This window comes from Streptomyces sp. NPDC014991, assembly GCF_043080665.1.
In the GTDB taxonomy this organism is placed as follows: Bacteria; Actinomycetota; Actinomycetes; order Streptomycetales; family Streptomycetaceae; genus Streptomyces.
In genome coordinates, this window is record NZ_JBIBVY010000004.1 from 331,512 (window position 1) to 350,543 (window position 19,032).

Genomic DNA, 19,032 nt, shown 5'->3' on the forward strand with positions numbered 1-19,032 from the left:
GCGGCCGGGTGGATGGGGCTCCGGGGCCGCGGGTAGGGCCCGGCCATGACGCAGCCGTTCGAACTCCCGCACTTCTACATGCCGTACCCCGCGCGCCTCAACCCGCACCTGGACGAGGCCCGTGCCCACTCGACCGGGTGGGCCCGCGAGATGGGCATGCTGGAAGGCTCCGGGATCTGGCAGCAGGCCGACCTGGAGGCACACGACTACGGGCTCCTGTGCGCCTACACCCACCCCGACTGCGACGGACCCGCTCTCTCGCTGATCACCGACTGGTACGTGTGGGTGTTCTTCTTCGACGACCACTTCCTGGACATGTTCAAGCGCACCCCGGACCGCGCCGCGGGCAAGGCCCACCTGGACCGCCTGCCGCTGTTCATGCCGCTCGACCCCGCCACCCCCGTGCCCGATCCGGAGAACCCGGTCGAGGCGGGCCTGAAGGACCTGTGGGCGCGTACGGTGCCGGCCATGTCCGCGGACTGGCGCCGCCGCTTCTCCGTCGCCACCGAGCACCTGCTCAACGAGTCGATGTGGGAGCTGTCCAACATCAACGAGGGGCGGATCGCCAACCCGGTCGAGTACATCGAGATGCGCCGCAAGGTGGGCGGCGCCCCCTGGTCGTCCGGGCTCGTGGAGTACGCGACCGCCGAGGTGCCCGCCGCCGTCGCCGGCACCCGGCCGCTGCGCGTCCTCATGGAGACGTTCTCCGACGCCGTCCACCTGCGCAACGACCTGTTCTCCTACCAGCGCGAGGTCGAGGACGAGGGCGAGAACAGCAACGGCGTCCTCGTCCTGGAGAAGTTCTTCGGCTGCACCACCCAGGAGGCCGCCGACACCGTCAACGACGTCCTCACCTCCCGGCTGCACCAGTTCGAGCACACCGCGCTCACCGAGGTTCCCGCCGTCGCCCTGGAGAACGGCCTCACCCCCGGTGAGGTCGCCGCGGTCGCCGCCTACACCAAGGGACTGCAGGACTGGCAGTCCGGCGGCCACGAATGGCACATGCGCTCCAGCCGCTACATGAACAAGGGCGCGCGTTCCACCTCGCCGTGGCAGGTCCCGGCAGGCCCCGGCACCTCGGCCGCCGACGTCGGCGCGCTGCTCGCCTCGGCCGCGCAGGAACGCCTGCGCGCCCACACGCACGTGCCCTTCCAGAAGGTCGGCCCGTCCCTCGTCCCCGACCTCCACATGCCCTTCGAGGTGCGGCTCAGCCCCCACCTGGACCGCTCCCGGGCCCACCTCGTGGAGTGGTGCCACCGGATGGGCATCCTCCAGGAGGGCGTGTGGGACCTGGACAAGCTCGCCGCGTACGACCTCGCGCTGTGCTCCGCCGGCCTGGACCCGGACGCCACGCCCGAGGCCCTCGACCTCAGCGCGCAGTGGCTCGCCTTCGGCACCTACGGCGACGACTACTACCCGCTGGTCTACGGCCACCGCCGGGACGTCGCCGCCGCCCGGCTGACCACCGCCCGGCTCTCCCTGTGCATGCCCGTCGACGGTGAGCGGGCCCCGGCCCCCGCCGACGCCATGGAGCGGGCCCTGGCCGACCTGTGGGCCCGTACGACGGCCGGGATGACCGCCGGCCAGCGGCGCACCCTGAGGGCCTCCGTGGACAAGATGACCGAGAGCTGGGTCTGGGAGGTGTCCAACCAGCTGTTCGACCGCATCCCCGACCCCGTCGACTACCTGGAGATGCGACGCTCCACGTTCGGCTCGGACCTCACCCTGAGCATGTGCCGGATGGGCCACGGCCCCGCGATCCCCGCCGAGGTGTACGCCAGCGGCCCGGTGCGCTCCCTGGAGAACGCCGCCATCGACTACGCCTGCCTGCTCAACGACGTCTTCTCGTACCAGAAGGAGATCGAGTACGAGGGCGAGATCCACAACGCGATCCTGGTCGTGCAGAACTTCTTCGGCGTGGACTATCCGACCGGACTCGGCGTCGTCCACGACCTGATGACCCAGCGCATGCGGCAGTTCGAACACGTGATCGCGCACGAACTCCCCGTCCTGTACGACGACTTCGGCCTGTCCGAGGAGGCGAGGGCCACCATGGACGACTACGTACTCGACCTGAAGAACTGGCTGGCCGGGATCCTCCACTGGCACCGGGAGGTCGACCGCTACAAGGCCCGGTGGCTCGGCAGCCGCGCCCACGGCTTCCTGCCCGACCGCGCGCCCGCCGTGCCCGCCCTGCCACGCGGCTGACGGCCGCCGAATCCTTTCGTGCGGAACCGGGCATTCAGGGAACTTCGGTGCGCCCTCGGGAGTCTTGTGGAGTAAGGGGAGAACAGACCACACAACACACGGGGGTGTCCGATCTTGACCGAGATCATCGAAAGGCCCACGACGGGGACCGCGGACGCGCAGGCACCTGCGGCGACCGAACTCACGCCGTACGTCGCGCCATTATCGGTCCCGCCGGTCCTGCGGCCCGCGGCGGACGACGTCCTGCGGGAGACCGAGATCGCCCTGCGCCCGGCCTGGGTGCGCCTGCACCCGCAGCTGCCGCCCACCCTCATGTGGGGGTACGACGGCCATGTGCCGGGCCCGACCATCGAGGTCCGGCGCGGACAGCGCGTCCGCATCGCCTGGACCAACCGCATACCGAAGGACAGCGAGTACCCGGTCACCGCGGTGCAGGTGAAGCTGCGCAGGGACGGACGCGCCCAGGCCACCACCGAGCCCGGCCGCGAGGGCGTCGAGCCCGACAAGGACGTCGCCGCCCTGCCGGCCTGGTCGGTGACCCATCTGCACGGCGCGCAGACGGGCGGCGGCAACGACGGCTGGGCGGACAACGCCGTCGGCCACGGCGACGCCCAGCTGTCGGAGTACCCGAACGACCACCAGGCGGTGCAGTGGTGGTACCACGACCACGCGATGAACATCACCCGCTGGAACGTGATGGCGGGTCTGTACGGCACCTACCTGGTCCGTGACGACGAGGAGGACGCCCTCCACCTGCCCTCCGGCGAGCGGGAGATCCCCCTGCTCATCGCCGACCGCAACCTCGACACCGACGAGGACGGCCGCCTCAACGGGCGGCTGCTGCACAAGACGGTGATCGTCCAGGACAGCAACCCGGAGACCGGGAAGCCGGTCTCCATACCGTTCACCGGCCCGTACACCACGGTCAACGGCCGCATCTGGCCCTACGCCGACGTCGACCCGGCCTGGTACCGCTTCCGGCTGGTCAACGCCTCCAACGCGCGCATCTTCGAACTCGTCCTGATCGACGAGGACGGCGAGCCGGTGCCGGGGACCGTCCACCAGATCGGCAGCGACGGCGGGCTGCTGCCGCGCCCGGTCCCGGTCGACTTCGACGAGGAGCTGCCCGCCCTGACCGCCGCGCCGGCCGAGCGCTTCGACCTGCTGGTCGACTTCCGCGCACTGGCCGGGCGGACCCTGCGCCTGGTGAACAAGGGCGGCAACCAGCCGGCCGGCGTGCCCGACCCGGCCGGAGACGTGCCCTTCCCGGCCGTGCTGGAGTTCCGGGTCCGGGAGGGCTGCGAGGAGGACACCTTCGAACTGCCCGAGGTGCTCTCCGGCTCCTTCCGCCGTCTCGGCCACGACGTCCCGCACGGCCACCGCCTGGTCCTGCTGACCCCGCCCGCCACCAGGGGCGCGGGCGGCCATCCGGAGATCTGGGAGATGGCCGAGGTCCGGGACACCGCCGGCCTGCGTCTCCCGGCCGACGGCATCGTCCAGGTCACCGGCCCGGACGGCACCACGAAGACGTACCGGCGCACCGCCCGCACGTTCAACGACGGACTCGGCTTCACCGTCGCCGAGGGCAGCCACGAGCAGTGGAGCTTCCTCAACCTCGCGCCCATCGTGCACCCCATGCACATCCACCTGGCCGACTTCCAGCTGCTGGGCCGGGACGCCTACGACGTCTCGGGCTTCGACCCGGCGGTGGGCGGCACCCGCACCCCGATCCGCTACGACACGGGCCGGACCATCCCGCTCGCGCCCAACGAGCGGGGACACAAGGACGTCTTCCGGGTGCCGGGCGACCAGATGCTGCGGGTCATGGGCCGCTTCGACGGCGCGTACGGCCGCTTCATGTACCACTGCCACCTGCTGGAGCACGAGGACATGGGCATGATGCGGCCCTTCGTCGTCATGCCGCCCGAGGCCCTGAAGTTCGACCACGGCGGGGCCCACGGCGGCCATGGCGAGGGCCACATGGGCTGAGGAACCGCCCCCGGAGGGTGGCTGCCCTGGCTGCCCTCCGCCACCCTCCGGCCAGTCTCACTCGTTCGTGTCTCGTCGCGGCCCGGCGGCGCGGGTAGAGCACCAGCCGGAGGCGAGCGAACCATGGAACAGACTGCGTTGCGTCCCAAGCCGATGCCGGGCCGGGCCGGGCGTGCGGGTGGCACGACCGGAGCCGCCCGCCGCCCGGATGCCGCGAGCCGGCGCGGGCGGCGGCTGCGGCCCCTGCTGGGCATCGGCGCCGGCACCCTGCTGGTGCTGTCCGGTGTCGGCCTCGGCACGGTCGGCGCCACGGTGACGGGGATGAGAGGACTCGCCGAGCCACAGGGCGTGACCCGGTCGCACGCCCCCGCGGCCACGGCCACCTCCGCGGCCGGACCGGGCCCCGCTCCGGCGCCGGCCGCGGCATCCCTCGGCGTGGAGGCCGTGGACACCCGGAAGCCGGGCGCCATGGTGGTGGGCGTGCACGTGCCCGGCCCCGGTTACTCGGCGGGCCTGGTCCGCGGGGACGTCGTGCTCCGGTTCGGTACGGCCCGCGTCGACACCGCCGCCGACCTCGCCCGGGCGGTCGCCCGGGCCCGCCCCGGGAAGGCGATGCTCCTCACCGTGCGCCACGGCAGCGGCGGCTACCAGCAGCTGACGGTGGTCCCCGCGGTGGTGACCTGACCGGGAGGCCCCGGCAGCCGCCTCGTACGCGCGCCGGTCAGCTCCCGTCGCGCGGGGCCGTGAGCGGCCCGGGCCGGACCCGCGGCCGTGGCCCTGTGGGACGCCGGTCGCCGTGACCGGCTCGCGTGGCTCCGTCCGGGCGGGCAGGATGCTCCCCGAGAAGCCCACGCCCCGCCCGCGCCCGGAGGCCCGGATGACCGGTACCACGCCCGCGCCCTTCACCGCCGCCGACCACACGGCCCGCATGGAGCGTGCCGTGCGCTCCGCCGCCGACGCCGGCCTCGCGGGGCTGCTCGTGGCCCCGGGGCCGGACATGGTGTGGCTCACCGGCTACACGCCCACCGCGGTCACCGAACGGCTCACCGTGCTGGTCCTGGCCCCCGGCCGCGACCCCGTGCTCGTCGTGCCCACTCTGGAGGCCCCGGACGCCGAGCACGCGGCGGGCGCCGGCGCGCTGACCCTGCGCGACTGGACCGACGGCACGGACCCCTACGCCGTCACCGCCGCCCTCCTCGACGGCCACGGCCGGTTCGGCATCAGCGACAACACCTGGGCGATGCACCTGCTCGGCTTCCAACGGGCACTCCCGGGCACCTCCTACGCCTCCCTCACCGACGCCCTGCCCATGCTGCGCGCCGTCAAGGACGCGGCCGAGCTGGAACTCCTGGCCGCCGCCGGAGCCGCTGCCGACGCCACGTTCGAGGAGATCCGGAAGGTCCCCTTCGCCGGCCGCCGCGAGTCGGACGTCGGCCAGGACCTCGCCGGCCTGCTGCGCCGCTTCGGCCACTCCCAGGTCGACTTCACCATCGTCGGATCCGGACCCAACGGCGCCAACCCGCACCACGAGGTCGGCGACCGCGTCATCCGGAGCGGCGACATGGTCGTCCTCGACTTCGGCGGCCTGAAGGACGGCTACGGCTCCGACACCACCCGCACGGTGCACGTCGGCGAGCCGACCGAAGAGGAACGCCGCGTCCACGACGTCGTGCGCGCCGCCCAGGAGGCCGGCTGCCGGGCCGTACGCCCGGGGGCGGCCTGCCAGGACGTCGACCGCGCCGCCCGCGCGGTGATCGCCGACGCCGGGTACGGCGCGTACTTCATCCACCGCACGGGGCACGGCATCGGCGTCACCACACACGAGCCGCCGTACATGATCGAGGGCGAGGAACAGCCCCTGGTGCCCGGCATGTGCTTCTCCGTGGAGCCCGGCATCTACCTGCCCGGCCGCTTCGGAGTGCGCATCGAGGACATCGTCACGGTCACCGAGGACGGCGGCCGCCGTCTCAACAACACCACGCGTGAGATGGTCATAGTGGACTGAGAGCATCCTGGAGACACCTCCTCGACGACACCCGGAACGGCGACCGGCGATCCATGACCCAGGCACCGACACCCACCGCGGACACCGTCCGCCGACTGGTCCGCTCGCTGCTCAAGGAGGGCGGTGACGGAGCCGGGGGACCCGACGTGCGGCCCGTGTCAAAGGATCGGGAGCACACCTGGTGGGTCGGCAGCCGGCATGTGCTGCGGCTCGCGCCCGACCGTGAGGCCTCCCTGCGCCGCCGCCGGGAGCTGCGCCTGCGCGACCTGGTCCGGCCGTACCTGCCCGTCGCCGTCCCGGCCAGCGTCGCGCACGGCGACTGGGCGCCCGGCCTCGCCTACACCCTCGACACCAGGGTGCCCGGCGGCACCGCCGACGAGTACGACGTCTCCGCCGTCGGCGAGGCCGACCTGGCCGGGCTGCTCGGCGGGCTGCGCGCGGTGCCCGTGCGCCAGGCGGAGGCGCAGGGGGTGCCACGGACCGCGCCGCGCTCGCTGGAGGCGCTGCGCCGGATGGCCGTGCACGCGGCCGAACGGCTCTCCGCCGCCGACGAGTTCGACGCCGCCCGGCTGCACCAGCTCACCCCGGCCGGCGCGGCCCAGCTCGCCGCGCCCGCCGGCTCCGCCGTCCTCACCCACCACGGGCTGACCGGCGCGCACGTGCTGGTCGGCGCCGACGGCCGGGTGCGCGGCATCCTGGACTGGACCGCGGCCACCGTGGGCGACCCCGCCGAGGACATCGCCGGGCTCGCCCTCGCCGTGGGCTCCCCGGCGGCCGTCCGCGCCGCCACCCTGGCCGGCTACGGCGCCCGCCCCTGCCTGCGCGGCCTGTGGCTCGCCCGCTGCGACACCGTCCTGCGCCTCACCGGCCGCCTGGAAGGCCGCACGGACGGCTCCCTGCCCCTGCTGCGCATCCAGCTGGGGCGCGCCTGGGAGCCGATCCTGCTGGAGCGGGTGACGGACGTCCAGGAGGACGGGACGGAACCCTGAGGGAGCCGCCGGGTGCCCTCTCAGGGCTGTGTCAGCACCACGCAGGACTCCCCGGGCACCTGGAGCAGTCCGTCCGGCCCCGGCTCCTCGACCTCGCCCCAGGCCGCGAGGACCTCCACCCGGCCGGTGCCCAGCGGGATCGCCGCCGTCTCCTTGCCCAGGTTCACCGCCACCCGTACGTCTCCGCGCCGGAAGGCGAGCCAGCGGGCCTCCGTGTCGTAGGCCACCTTGGTGTCGGCGAGATCCGGGTCGGTGAGGTCCGGCTGCGCGCGGCGCAGCGCGATCAGCTGCCGGTACCAGGCCAGCACGCGCGCGTGCGGCTCGCGTTCCGGCTCCGACCAGTCGAGGCAGGACCGCTCCCGGGTCGCCGCGTCCTGCGGGTCGGGTACGTCCTCCTCGGCCCACCCGTGCTCCGCGAACTCTCGCCGCCTGCCCCGTCGTACCGCCTCCGCCAGCTCCGGGTCGGTGTGGTCGGTGAAGAACTGCCAGGGCGTGCCCGCCGCCCACTCCTCGCCCATGAACAGCATCGGTGTGAACGGCGCGGTCAGCGTGAGCGTCGCCGCGCAGGCCAGCAGGCCGGGGGAGAGGTGGGCGGCTAGCCGGTCGCCCTGGGCGCGGTTGCCGACCTGGTCGTGGGTCTGGCTGTAGCCGAGCAGCCGGTGCCCGCCCACGCGCGCGCGGTCCAGCGGGCGGCCGTGGCGGCGGCCCCGGAAGCTGGAGTACGTCCCGTCGTGGAAGTAGCCGCCGGTGAGCGTCTTGGCGAGCGCGGCGAACGGTTCACGCGCGAAGTCGGCGTAGTAGCCCTGGGACTCGCCGGTCAGCGTGGTGTGCAGGGCATGGTGGAAGTCGTCGTTCCACTGCGCGTGCAGCCCGAGTCCGTGCTCCGCGCGCGGGGTGATGAACCGCGGGTTGTTGAGGTCGGATTCGGCGATCAGGAACAGCGGCCGGCCCAGTTCGCCGGCGAGAGCGTCCACGGCCGCCGACAGCTCCTCGAGGAAGTGGCTCGCGCGCGTGTCGTACAGCGCGTGCACGGCGTCCAGCCGCAGCCCGTCGAGCCGGTAGTCCCGCAGCCAGGCCAGCGCGCTGCCCAGGAGGAACGCGCGCACCTCGTCCGAGCCGGGCGCGTCCAGGTTCACGGCCGAGCCCCACGGCGTGGTGTGCGTGTCCGTGAAGTAGGGCCCGAACAGCGGCAGATAGTTGCCCGACGGGCCCAGGTGGTTGTGCACGACGTCCAGGACGACGCCCAGTCCGAGGGCGTGCGCGCGGTCGACGAAGCGTTTCAGGGCCTCGGGGCCGCCGTACGGCTCGTGCACCGCCCACAACGACACCCCCTCGTACCCCCAGCCGTGCCGCCCCGGGAACGGGCAAAGAGGCATCAACTCCACGTGCGTCACGCCGAGTTCCACCAGGTGATCCAGCCGTTCGGCGGCTGCGTCCAGCGTGCCCTCGCGGGTGTACGTGCCCACGTGCAGCTCGTACAGGACCGCACCCGGCAGCCCGCGCCCCGCCCACTCGGCCCGCCAGGCGTACCGCCCGTGGTCCACGACCGCGCTCAGCCCGTCCGGGCCGTCGGGCTGGCGGCGGGAACGCGGGTCCGGCAGCACGGGGCCGTCGTCCAGCGCGAAGCCGTACCGTGCGCCGTCCCCGGCCTCCGCCTCACCCGTCCACCAGCCGGCGCGCCCGGGATCGCGCGTCAACGCGCGCGTGCCGCCCTCGCAATGGAGCGTCACTCGGTCTGCCTGCGGTGCCCACACCTCGAACTGCACGGACGGTTCCCCTTCGTCGGCCTGTGTCGGTACGTCTGCCCACCGTCATGTCCCGCGTTCCATCGTGCCGTTCGGCGCGACCGATCCGCCTCCGTATCCTCCGTTTCCCGGCTGGTGTCGTGGAAGTACCCGCACACCGGCACCGATCCCGCGTTTTCTGGACACCCGGGTCCCACTGCCCGACAATCACCCTCGTGACGTCGTCCTTCGAGTTCTCCACCTACCCCGCGCGTCCGTCCGACGCGGAGCGCGACAAGGCGCTCCAGGTGCTGCGTGACGGCGTCGCCATGGGCCGGCTCTCGCACGACACGTTCGTGCGCCGCATGGAACTGGCGCTGGTGGCCCGCCGGTCCGACGAACTGGCCGTGCTCGTCGCCGACCTGCCCCGGGAGAACCGCTTCTCCCGCGCGGTCCTCGGCTCCGTCGAGGCGGTCTCCGGGTTCACCGTACGGCTGCGCCGGGCCTGGCAGGCCGAGCGGCTGCCCAAGCTGCTGCTGCCGCACCCGGCGCACACCCATCCGCTGCGCATCGGCCGCGACCCCGCGAACGGGCTGCGCCTGAACCACGAGACCGTCTCCCGCGTGCACGCCGAACTCCGCCACCAGGGCGACCTGTGGATCCTCAGGGACCTGGGGTCCACCAACGGCACCACCGTCAACGGCCGCCGGGTGATCGGGTCGGTCGTCGTCCGCGAGGGCGACCAGGTCGCCTTCGGGAGGGTGGCGTTCCGGCTCGCGGCGGGCTGAGTCCCTCTGGCCGGACGCGTTCGAACTGAGGTCCGCCGTGGCGCGTGTACGGCACCGATCGGGTGAGCCGGACTGAGGAAGTCGGGCCGCCGTGCCGATGCAACGGACATGACCTACCTCACCAGAGCGGCAGCGGCGGCCGGCGCCCTGCTGGCCGCCGCCGGCCTCCTCACCGCCGGCGGCCCGGCCCACGCCGCCTCCCGCGACACCCGCCCGGACAACTGGCTCTACCTGACGATCACCAGGGGTGACGCCCGGTCCGGCGACACACGCGGCACCGTACTGCTGTGCGACCCGCCCCAGGGGCACGCCCACGCGGCCGACGCGTGCGCCGAACTGGACGCCGCCGACGGCGACGTCAGCCGCATCCCGGCCAAGGAGGTGTTCTGCCCGATGATCTACGCCCCGGTGACCACCCACGCGCGCGGGCAGTGGAACGGCCGGGCGGTCGACTTCCAGCAGACGTACACCAGTACGTGCGTGATGAACGCGCGCACGGGGTCCGTCTTCGCCCTGGACGGCTGACCGGCGCACGGTGACCGGGTGGCGCGGGCCGGCACCGGCTCACGCCACCCGGTCACGCGCCTGCTGCGCCGCCACCAGCACCGTCCGCGACTGGTGCTCCACCTGGTGCTCCAACGGCACCCAGCGGGCCCCGAAGCGCTCCGCGAAGGCGTCGCACCAGGTGGCGACCAGCTCCTGCAGCCGGGGCGCCGCCCGGTCGTCCGCCTCCCGCAGCACCCGGAGCAGCATCGACGCCGCCCGCAGCGGCAGCCGCCGCCCGAAGGCGTCCACACTGCCGACGTACGCCATCGTGGTCGCGGCCGGCGGCGTGTGGATCCAGTCCTCGGCCAGGCCCGGAACCAGCTCCAGCGCCCACCGCGCGGCCCGAAGCAGCGGCCCGTCCCGTCCGTCCAGCCGGGGCAGCGCCTCGGCGAGGACCCGCTCCACCTGCCGTGCGTCCCGCAGCAACCGCGCCGCCAGGCGCTGAATGGCCGCGGCCGGTGCCGGGTGCGGTGCCGGGTCGCCCACCAGGTCGCTGGCCCACATCGGCACCTCCACCACCGCCGTCAGGCCGCCGTAGCGGTGCGCGTGGTACCAGGTGCTGTGCCGGGCGTCGTCCGGCATGCTCGGGTAGGCCACGCCCGTCTCCGGGCCGGGCATCACATGCACCCCGGGACCGGAGGCCGGCCAGAGCGCCGCGTCCGAGGCCCCCGTCTCCACCGGGATGTGCAGCTCAGCCGCGGACTTGGCGAACGGCTCGGCCAGTCCCGGCACGTCCTTCGTCAACTGCACCCAGCTGCCGCCCAGATCGGTGCCGTGCAGCGTCACCTGGAGGTACGGGCGCAGTTCGTCGATGACCCCGGTCAGCGTCCGCGTCTCCGGCGGCAGCCGGTCCGGGGGCAGCACCGACGGTGACCACTCCGGCTGCTCCGCACCCGTCGGCCGGTAGAAACCGAGGTGGTAGTCGAGCAGGCTGCGCGGCGCCGGGGTCACGTGCAGGCTGGCGCCGTCCGGGTCCGCGCACAGCAGGAAGTGCCAGGAGGTGTCCCCCCGCAGCTCCCGTTCCGACAACACTCTTTCGGCCAGCACCCGCAGTGTGGAACCGCCCGCGGGCTCGTTGGCGTGGGCGCCCGCCACGACCAGCACCGCCCGGCGGGCATGTCCCACCGACAGCAGGTGCAGGGGTCTTCCCGCGCGCGAGACACCCACCTCGCGCAGCGCGCACAGCGCGGGTTCGCGAGCGGCCAGCGTCCGCGCGCAGGCGACCAGTTCGGGAACGCTGGGATAGCGCAGCTCCGGCAGAAGACTCACCCCCGTCTGGTTCCGCCCGGCTTCGCCCTATCAGTCCCGCACGGGCGGGGTGAACTGTCAAGCAGGCGGCAGGGGTTGTCAGGGCGGGCGGGGGTGGTTCCCCGGCGGGTCCGCGCCCCTCGCGTGTGCCGTGGGCTCACTGCTGGTGCAGGCCGCGTCCCGCGAGCGTCAGGAACACCTCGCCCACCGCCTCCGACAGCGTGGGATGCGGATGCACATGCCGGGCCACGTCCGCGGGCTCGGCGTCCCAGCCGACGATCAGCTGGCTCTCGGCGATCATCTCCGACACGTGCGGACCGACCAGGTGCACGCCGAGCACGCGCCCGCCCCCGGCCTCCGCCACGACCTTCACCATCCCGCCCTGACCGTGCACCATCCCCTTGGCGACGGCGGTCAGCGGCATCGTGTTCACGGACACCTCGTGCCCACGCGCGCGTGCCTCGGCCTCGCCCAGCCCGACCGAGGCGGTCTGCGGCGAGGAGTACGTCACCCGGGGCACGGCCGCGTAGTCGACCGGCGCCGACGGCAGCCCCGCCAACGTCTCCGCCACCAGCAGACCCTCCGCGAACGAGGCGTGGGCGAGCCCCGGCGACGGCGGCGGCAGCAGGTCGCCGACCACGTGGATGCCGGGCACGGCCGTCTCCAGCCGCGTCCAGTCCGCCGGTACGACGAACCCCCGCCCGTCCGTCGTCAGTCCGGCCGCCTCCAGGCCCAGGCCCTCGGTGACCGGGACCCGGCCGACGGCCACCAGCAGCCGCTCCGCCTCCACCGTCCGGGTCTCGCCCCTCCCGTCCCGCACACGCGCGCGTACGCCGTCCTCCAGCAGCTCCACGTCCAGCAGTCGCGCTCCCGCCCGGACGTCGATCCCACGCTTCCTCAGACCTCGCGTCAGATACCGGCTCACCTCGCCGTCCTCCAGCGGCACGATCCGGTCGGCGGCCTCCACGAGGGTGACCTGGGCGCCCATGGAACGGTGGAAGGAGGCGTACTCCACACCGATCGCGCCGCCGCCGAGCACCAGGACGGACGCCGGGAGCCCCGGCGCGAACAGGGCGTCGTCGCTGGTCACCACGCGACGTCCGTCCGGCGCCGGACCCGGGAGCGTGCGCGGGCGCGAGCCGGTCGCGAGGACGACGGCACGGCGCGCGGTGAGGTCGTGGGTCCGAGCCGTGGTGACGTCGTGCGCTCGGGCCGCGGAACCCTCCTGCGCGCCCGGCGTGGAATCCGCGCGCGCACCCCGCACGCCCCCGACGCCCGGCACGTCCCGCACGCGCACCGTGCGCGTCCCCGTCAGCCGTGCGCTGCCCCGCACGACCCGCACGCCGGCGTGCGCGAGATGCGCCTCCACGCCCTTGTGGTTGCGCGCCACTATGTCGTCCCGCGTGGCCACGAGGGCCGGCCAGTCGACGGAGTCCACCGAGGCCCGCACGCCCCAGCGCTCCCGGGCCTCGGTGACCCCGTCGACCAGCTCGGCGGCGTGCAGCATCGCCTTGCTCGGGACGCAGCCCCGGTGCAGACACGTTCCGCCCACCTTGTCGCGTTCGACGAGGACGACGTCCAGCCCGAGGGCGGCGGCACGCAGGGCGGTGCTGTAGCCGCCGGTGCCGCCACCGATGACGATCACGTCGGATGTGTTGATGGTCATGGCATCCACCCTCCGTCCATCCCTTGTCATGAGTCCAAGGCAATGTTGTTGTGGGATCCATGCACGATCGTCATGGGAGGGCGGGGAGTTGAGCCTGCGACAGATGGAGTACTTCCTGACGGTCGTCCAGGAGGCGTCCTTCACCCGCGCGGCGGACGCCCTGCACGTCACCCAGCCCGCGCTCTCGCACCAGATCAAGGCGCTGGAGAAGTCGGTCGGCGGCGCCCTGCTGGAGCGCATGTCCCGGGGTGTGCGCCTCACCCCGATGGGACGCGCCTTCCTGCCCCACGCCGAACTGGCCGTCCGCAGCGCCGCCCAGGCACGCCGCGCGGCCCGCGCCACGGCCGGAGCCGAGGGCGGCGAACTGCACGTCGCGACCCTGCACTCCCTCGCGGTCGGCGGCCTGCCCGACGTCTTCGCCCGCTGGAGCGCGGCCCACCCGAGGGTCCTGCTGCTCCTGCACGAGTACGCCACCGCCGACGCCCTGGAGGAGGCCGTGCACCGCGGCACCGCCGACCTCGCCGTAGGCCCCGAGCCCGCCGGCCGGCCCGGCACCGTGATCCCCGTCGGGGAGGAGGAGATCGTCCTGGTCGTGCCCTTCGACGACCGGTTCGCCGGCCGTACGACGGTCACGCTCCCGGAACTCGCCGACCGCCCCTGGATCCGCTGCGCCATGGAACCCGTGGTGCACGGCGAACGCTTCCTCGACTGGGCCTGCGGACAGGCCGGGTTCCGGCCGCGGACCGCGCTGTGGACGGAACACACCTCGACGGCCGTACGCATGGCCGCCGCAGGCGTGGGGGTGTGCACCGCGCCCGCCCACCTGGTGCGCGGCGCCGTCGGCGAGGACTGCGTGGTCCTCACCCCCGAGCGGGCCTGGAAGCGCCCCGTGACCGTCTACGCGCGCGTGCCGCCCACCGGGGCCGCCGCGGCCTTCGTGGACCTCCTGCGCGCCACCTGGCCGGTCCCGGGCGCCACCGGTCCGTCCGAGGACTGCGTGGCGCCCGTCGCCCCGGCCCGCTGAGGCGGCTCCGCTCCCTCAGCCCTCCCCGGCCCGCTCCAGCAGCACCGCCGGCGACCGGTCGAAGAGGTCCGCCACACGCGCGTGGCCGGTGAACTCCCGCCCCGGGGCGAGCACGTCCGTCCAGCGCCCGGGCGGCAGCGCCAGCCGTGTGTCCCGCCAGCCGCCCGCCTCCGCGAGCCGCAGCGACAGCCTGGTCACCGCCGTGACCACCTCGCCGGAGCGTGCGAACGCCAGGCAGTGCCCGGCCGCCGGGCCCTCGGCGGCCAGCGGGTCGTACGACGCGCCCGCGCCGAACGCGCCGGGCCGCCGGGCGCGCAGCCGCAGCGCCGCCGCGGTCAGCGCGTCCTTCTCGCCGGGCCCTTCCGGGGGGAACGCCACGGGCCGCCGGTTGTCGGGGTCCACCAGCGCCCGGTACTCGCCCTCCGTGCCCTGGTACACGTCCGGCACCCCCGGCATCGTCAGGTGGACCAGCGCGGTGCCGAGCACGTTGGCCCGCACGTGCGGCTCCAGCGCCTTGCGGAACGCGGCCACGCGCTGGCCGGGCGGCCCGCACGGCCCCGCGGCCACGAAGGCGGTCACCGCCTCCTCGTACGGCGGCTCCCGCTCCGTCCAGCTGGTGTACATGCCCGCCTCGCGCACGTGCTTGAGCAGCGCCTCCCGGACCCGCTCCTCCTCGGCCGGACCCAGCCCGAACACCGTCTGCCAGGCGGCCCAGGCCAGCTGCCCGTCCGGCATCCCCTCCTCGGCCCGGGACACCTCGGCGAGCAGCTCCGCCCAGCGCTCCGGGCACTCGGTGAGCACGGCCAGCGCCGCGCGCACGTCGGCGCTGCGCTTGGTGTCGTGCGTGGTGACGACCGTGCCGGTGAGCGGCCAGTCGCGCTGCACGCGCGCGCAGTACGCGTGGAAGTCCTCCGGGGACACACCGGGACTGCCCGGGTCGCCACCCACCTCGGTCGCCGACAGCAGCGGCACGAAGCGGTAGAAGGCGGTGTCCTCCACCGCCTTGGCGCGCAGCGCCGACGCGGTCTGCGCGAACCGGGTGCGGAACTCCACCCGGTCGGCGTGGTCCGGCGCCGACGGGTCGCCGGGCGGCTCCACCAGCAGCCGGCGCACGACGCCGACGGCCTCGGCCTCCTCCGGCACCACGAAGGCCAGCCGGGCCTCCTCGGCGGCCTCCTCGGTGACGACGGCGGCGGCGTCACCGGAGGCGTAGGGCCGGTAGACCCGCAGCCGGACCAGCAGTTCCTCCACGGCCGTGCGCAGCGCCCAGGGCGCCCGGTCGCGCAGCGACGGGTCGGGCGAGCCGGCGCACAGCCGGGTGGCGACCCGGGTGAGCCGGTCGGTCTCGGTGGCCAGTTCGTGCGTGAGCACCTTGTAGGCGGCCCGCCGGACCGTGGCCTCCCAGTTGCCGCCGCGGTCCGTCTGCGGGGCCGCGAAGGCCCGGTAACGGCTTAGAAGTCCGTACGCCCCGGTGCGGTCCGTGAACAGGCCGTCGACGTGCCGCAGGGCGTCGTAGCCCGTGGTGCCCGCGACGGGCCAGGCGGTCGGCAGGTGCTCGCCGTCGCCCAGGATCTTCTCCACGACCGTCCAGCGTCCTCCGGTCGCCTCGTGCAGCCGGGCGAGGTAGCCGTCGGGGTCGGCGAGCCCGTCGGGGTGGTCGACGCGCAGCCCGTCGAGCACGCCCTCCGCCAGCAGCTGGAGGATTTTGGCGTGGGTGGCTTCGAACACCACCGGGTCCTCCACCCGCAGCCCGATCAGCTCGGAGATGCTGAAGAAGCGCCGGTAGTTCAGTTCGGTGCGGGCCAGCCGCCACCACACCGGGCGGTACCACTGGGCGTCCAGCAACTGGGGCAGCGGCAGGTGCGCGGTGCCGGGGCGGAGCGGGAAGGCGTGGTCGTGGTAGCGCAGCACCTCACCGTCGACCCGAAGGTGTGCCAGCTCCGTGCCGAGCGGGCCGCCGAGCACGGGCAGCAGCACCCGGCCGCCCTGCGCCTCCCAGTCGATGTCGAACCATCGCGCGTACGGTGAGCCGGTGCCCTCGCGCAGCACCTCCCACAGGGCGTGGTTGTACCGGGGCGCCATCGCCATGTGGTTCGGCACGATGTCCGCCACCAGGCCGAGACCGTGTTCCCGCGCGGTGTGCGCCAGGGCGCGCAGGCCGTCCTCGCCGCCCAGTTCCTCGCGCACACGTGTGTGGTCGACCACGTCGTAGCCGTGCGCCGAGCCGGGGACGGCCTCCAGGACCGGGGACAGATGCAGGTGCGAGACGCCGAGCGACGCCAGGTAGGGGACGGCCGCCGCGGCGGCCGCGAACGGGAACGCGGGCTGGAGCTGGAGCCGGTAGGTGGCCGTGGGCACCTCCGGTCCGGGGCGCGCAGAAGTCATGGGAACCTACGTACCCAGCTCGCCGGGTTTCGTGTCACCCGGCGCCGATCCACGCGCGCGTGCCCGGCGCCGGGCGGGGGAACGCCGGGGGCGACGGCGGCTGCCGACGGTGCCGTCCGGCCCGGGGCGCGCACTGCCGGACGAGCGTCCCCCGCCCGCCACGGGGGCTGCCCGGCACATCACGCGCGCTGGGCCGGACGGCCCACAGGCCGCCGGCGAACCGGCCCACCGGCTCCCACGGGGCGGGAGGTGCTCAGGCGGGGCGTTGCAGCACCGTCAGGCTGCGGTCCGGCAGGGTGATCCGGTCACCGGCCGCGACCTTCGCACCCGTGTCGGGCGGCACCCCGTCCGGGCGGGCCGTGTCGACCACCACCTGCCACTCCCGGCCGAGGTCGGCCGGCACCAGGAAGTCCAGCGGTTCGGGGGAGGCGTTGAACATCAGCAGGAAGGAGTCGTCGTCGATGTGCTCCCCGCGCGGGCCGGGCTCCGAGATCGCGTTGCCGTTCAGGAACACGGTCAGCGCGGACGCCGGCGCCGAGTCCCAGTCCTGCTGGGTCATCTCGCCGCCGTCGGGGGTGAACCAGGCGATGTCGGACAGCTCGTCGTGCGGGCCCTCCACCGGGCGGCCGTGGAAGAAGCGGCGCCGGCGGAAGACCGGGTGGTCCCGGCGCAGCCACACCATCGCGCGGACGAACTCCAGCAGGTCGCTCTCCAGGGAGTCCGGCCAGCTCACCCACGACAGCTCGTTGTCCTGGCAGTAGGCGTTGTTGTTGCCGCCCTGGGTGCGCGCGAACTCGTCGCCGTGGCTGATCATCGGCACGCCCTGGGACAGCATCAGCGTGGCGACGAAGTTCCGCATCTGCCGGGCGCGCAGCCCCAGCACCTCCGGGTCGTCTGTGTCGCCCTCCGCCCCGCAGTTCCAGGACCGGTTGTGGCTCTCGCCGTCCCGGTTGTCCTCGCCGTTGGCGTCGTTGTGCTTGTCGTTGTACGCCACGAGGTCGTGCAGCGTGAAACCGTCGTGGCAGGTGACGAAGTTGATGGAGGCCAGCGGGCGGCGGCCGTCGTCCTGGTAGAGGTCCGAGGAGCCGGTGAGCCGGGAGGCGAACTCCGCCAGCGCGCGCGGCTCGCCCCGCCACAGGTCGCGCACGGTGTCCCGGTACTTGCCGTTCCACTCGGTCCACATCGGCGGGAAGTTGCCCACCTGGTAGCCGCCCTCGCCGACGTCCCACGGCTCGGCGATCAGCTTCACCTGGGAGACCACCGGGTCCTGTTGCACCAGGTCGAAGAACGACGACAGCCGGTCCACCTCGTGGAACTGCCGGGCCAGGGTGGCCGCGAGGTCGAAGCGGAAGCCGTCGACGTGCATCTCGGTGACCCAGTAGCGCAGCGAGTCCATGATCAGCTGCAGCACGTGCGGGGACCGCATGAGCAGCGAGTTGCCGGTGCCCGTGGTGTCCATGTAGTAGCGGGGATCGTCCGTCAGGCGGTAGTACGACGGGTTGTCGATGCCCTTGAAGGACAGTGTCGGGCCCAGGTGGTTGCCCTCGGCGGTGTGGTTGTAGACGACGTCCAGGATGACCTCGATCCCGGCCTCGTGCAGTGCCCGGACCGCCGACTTGAACTCCAGCACCTGCTGGCCGCGGTCGCCCCAGGAGGCGTAGGCGTTGTGCGGGGCGAAGAAGCCGAGGGTGTTGTAGCCCCAGTAGTTGTTCAGGCCCATGTCGACCAGCCGGTGGTCGTTCACGAACTGGTGGACGGGCATCAGCTCGAGCGCCGTCACGCCGAGCTTGGTCAGGTGTTCGATGACCGCCGGGTGGGCGAGCCCCGCGTAGGTGCCCCGCAGCTCCTCCGGGAGCCCGGGGTGTCGCATGGTCAGGCCCTTGACGTGGGCTTCGTAGATCACCGTGCGGTGGTAGTCGGTGCGGGGCGGCCGGTCGTCGCCCCAGTCGAAGTAGGGGTTGATCACAACCGACGTCATGGTGTGCGGCGCCGAGTCGAGGTCGTTGCGGCGTTCCGGGTCGTCGAAGTGGTAGCCGTACACCTCCTCGCCCCACCGGATGGACCCGCTGACCGCCTTCGCGTACGGGTCGAGCAGCAGCTTCGACGAATTGCAGCGCAGTCCGCGCGCGGGGTCGTACGGGCCGTGCACCCGGAACCCGTACCGTTGCCCCGGCATCACGCCCGGCACGTACGCGTGCCGCACGAACGCGTCGCTCTCGCGCAGTTCCACGGCCGTCTCCGAGCCGTCGTCGTGCAGCAGACACAGTTCTACTCGGTCCGCGGCCTCCGTGAAGACCGCGAAGTTGGTGCCGGCGCCGTCATAGGTGGCGCCGAGCGGATACGCCTCGCCAGGCCAGACCTGCATGGATACGACTCTCCCAGTGTGCTGCCGCCGGGAGCCGTATTGACCCCCGAGTGTGCCCGAAAGTGGCGGAACCTTCCGCGACTTACGTCCCTCTT

13 protein-coding genes are annotated in these 19,032 nt (G+C 73.6%); 8 read left to right on the forward strand and 5 right to left on the reverse strand.

Translation table 11 applies throughout. From position 1 onward, the window contains the following. The first annotated feature begins 45 nt into the window (after window positions 1-45). From cyc2 to ACF1BE_RS09985, 5 genes are all read left to right on the forward strand, one after another. Window positions 46-2,208 carry a germacradienol/geosmin synthase Cyc2 gene (gene cyc2 / locus ACF1BE_RS09965; protein WP_392198491.1) on the forward strand — a complete coding sequence of 721 codons (2,163 nt, stop codon included), beginning with the start codon at window positions 46-48 and terminating at the stop codon, window positions 2,206-2,208. A gap of 114 nt (window positions 2,209-2,322) precedes the next feature. Beyond that, the gene (gene phsA, locus ACF1BE_RS09970; protein WP_392198492.1) at window positions 2,323-4,197 is read left to right on the forward strand and encodes an O-aminophenol oxidase PhsA; all 1,875 of its coding nucleotides are present in this window, start codon (window positions 2,323-2,325) and stop codon (window positions 4,195-4,197) included. Between the two features lie 123 nt (window positions 4,198-4,320). Beyond that, a complete protein-coding gene (locus ACF1BE_RS09975) occupies window positions 4,321-4,881 on the forward strand; it encodes a PDZ domain-containing protein (RefSeq protein ID WP_392198493.1) in 561 nt (186 codons plus the stop codon). 193 nt (window positions 4,882-5,074) lie between these two features. Beyond that, window positions 5,075-6,202: an aminopeptidase P family protein gene (locus ACF1BE_RS09980; RefSeq protein ID WP_392198494.1), complete on the forward strand. Its 1,128-nt coding sequence runs from the start codon at window positions 5,075-5,077 to the stop codon at window positions 6,200-6,202. A gap of 53 nt (window positions 6,203-6,255) precedes the next feature. Then, window positions 6,256-7,191, forward strand: coding sequence for a phosphotransferase family protein (locus ACF1BE_RS09985; protein ID WP_392198495.1), 936 nt, complete (start codon window positions 6,256-6,258; stop codon window positions 7,189-7,191). A gap of 20 nt (window positions 7,192-7,211) precedes the next feature. On the opposite strand, the gene treZ is transcribed toward ACF1BE_RS09985, so the two are convergent. Next, a complete protein-coding gene (gene treZ / locus ACF1BE_RS09990; RefSeq protein WP_392198496.1) occupies window positions 7,212-8,957 on the reverse strand; it encodes a malto-oligosyltrehalose trehalohydrolase in 1,746 nt (581 codons plus the stop codon). A 194-nt stretch (window positions 8,958-9,151) separates the two neighbouring features. Between treZ and ACF1BE_RS09995 the strand changes: the two genes are divergently transcribed. Both ACF1BE_RS09995 and ACF1BE_RS10000 read left to right on the forward strand, forming a co-directional pair. Continuing rightward, a complete protein-coding gene (locus tag ACF1BE_RS09995) occupies window positions 9,152-9,703 on the forward strand; it encodes an FHA domain-containing protein (RefSeq protein WP_392198497.1) in 552 nt (183 codons plus the stop codon). A 108-nt stretch (window positions 9,704-9,811) separates the two neighbouring features. Next, a complete protein-coding gene (locus ACF1BE_RS10000; RefSeq protein ID WP_392198498.1) occupies window positions 9,812-10,228 on the forward strand; it encodes an SSI family serine proteinase inhibitor in 417 nt (138 codons plus the stop codon). 39 nt (window positions 10,229-10,267) lie between these two features. Here ACF1BE_RS10000 and ACF1BE_RS10005 read toward each other — a convergent pair whose 3' ends face one another. Further along, window positions 10,268-11,518: a M14 family zinc carboxypeptidase gene (locus ACF1BE_RS10005; protein WP_392198499.1), complete on the reverse strand. Its 1,251-nt coding sequence runs from the start codon at window positions 11,516-11,518 to the stop codon at window positions 10,268-10,270. 136 nt (window positions 11,519-11,654) lie between these two features. After that, the gene (gene lpdA, locus ACF1BE_RS10010; protein ID WP_392198500.1) at window positions 11,655-13,163 is read right to left on the reverse strand and encodes a dihydrolipoyl dehydrogenase; all 1,509 of its coding nucleotides are present in this window, start codon (window positions 13,161-13,163) and stop codon (window positions 11,655-11,657) included. Window positions 13,164-13,251: 88 nt separating this feature from the next. On the opposite strand from lpdA, the gene ACF1BE_RS10015 reads away from it, so the two are divergent. After that, a complete protein-coding gene (locus tag ACF1BE_RS10015) occupies window positions 13,252-14,187 on the forward strand; it encodes a LysR family transcriptional regulator (RefSeq protein ID WP_392198501.1) in 936 nt (311 codons plus the stop codon). 15 nt (window positions 14,188-14,202) lie between these two features. Here the strand turns inward: ACF1BE_RS10015 and treY are convergent, their stop codons facing one another. After that, window positions 14,203-16,572, reverse strand: a complete 2,370-nt coding sequence (gene treY, locus ACF1BE_RS10020; RefSeq protein WP_392198502.1) for a malto-oligosyltrehalose synthase — start codon at window positions 16,570-16,572, stop codon at window positions 14,203-14,205. Between the two features lie 253 nt (window positions 16,573-16,825). Beyond that, window positions 16,826-18,937: a glycogen debranching protein GlgX gene (gene glgX, locus ACF1BE_RS10025; protein ID WP_392198503.1), complete on the reverse strand. Its 2,112-nt coding sequence runs from the start codon at window positions 18,935-18,937 to the stop codon at window positions 16,826-16,828. Window positions 18,938-19,032: the final 95 nt, after the last annotated feature.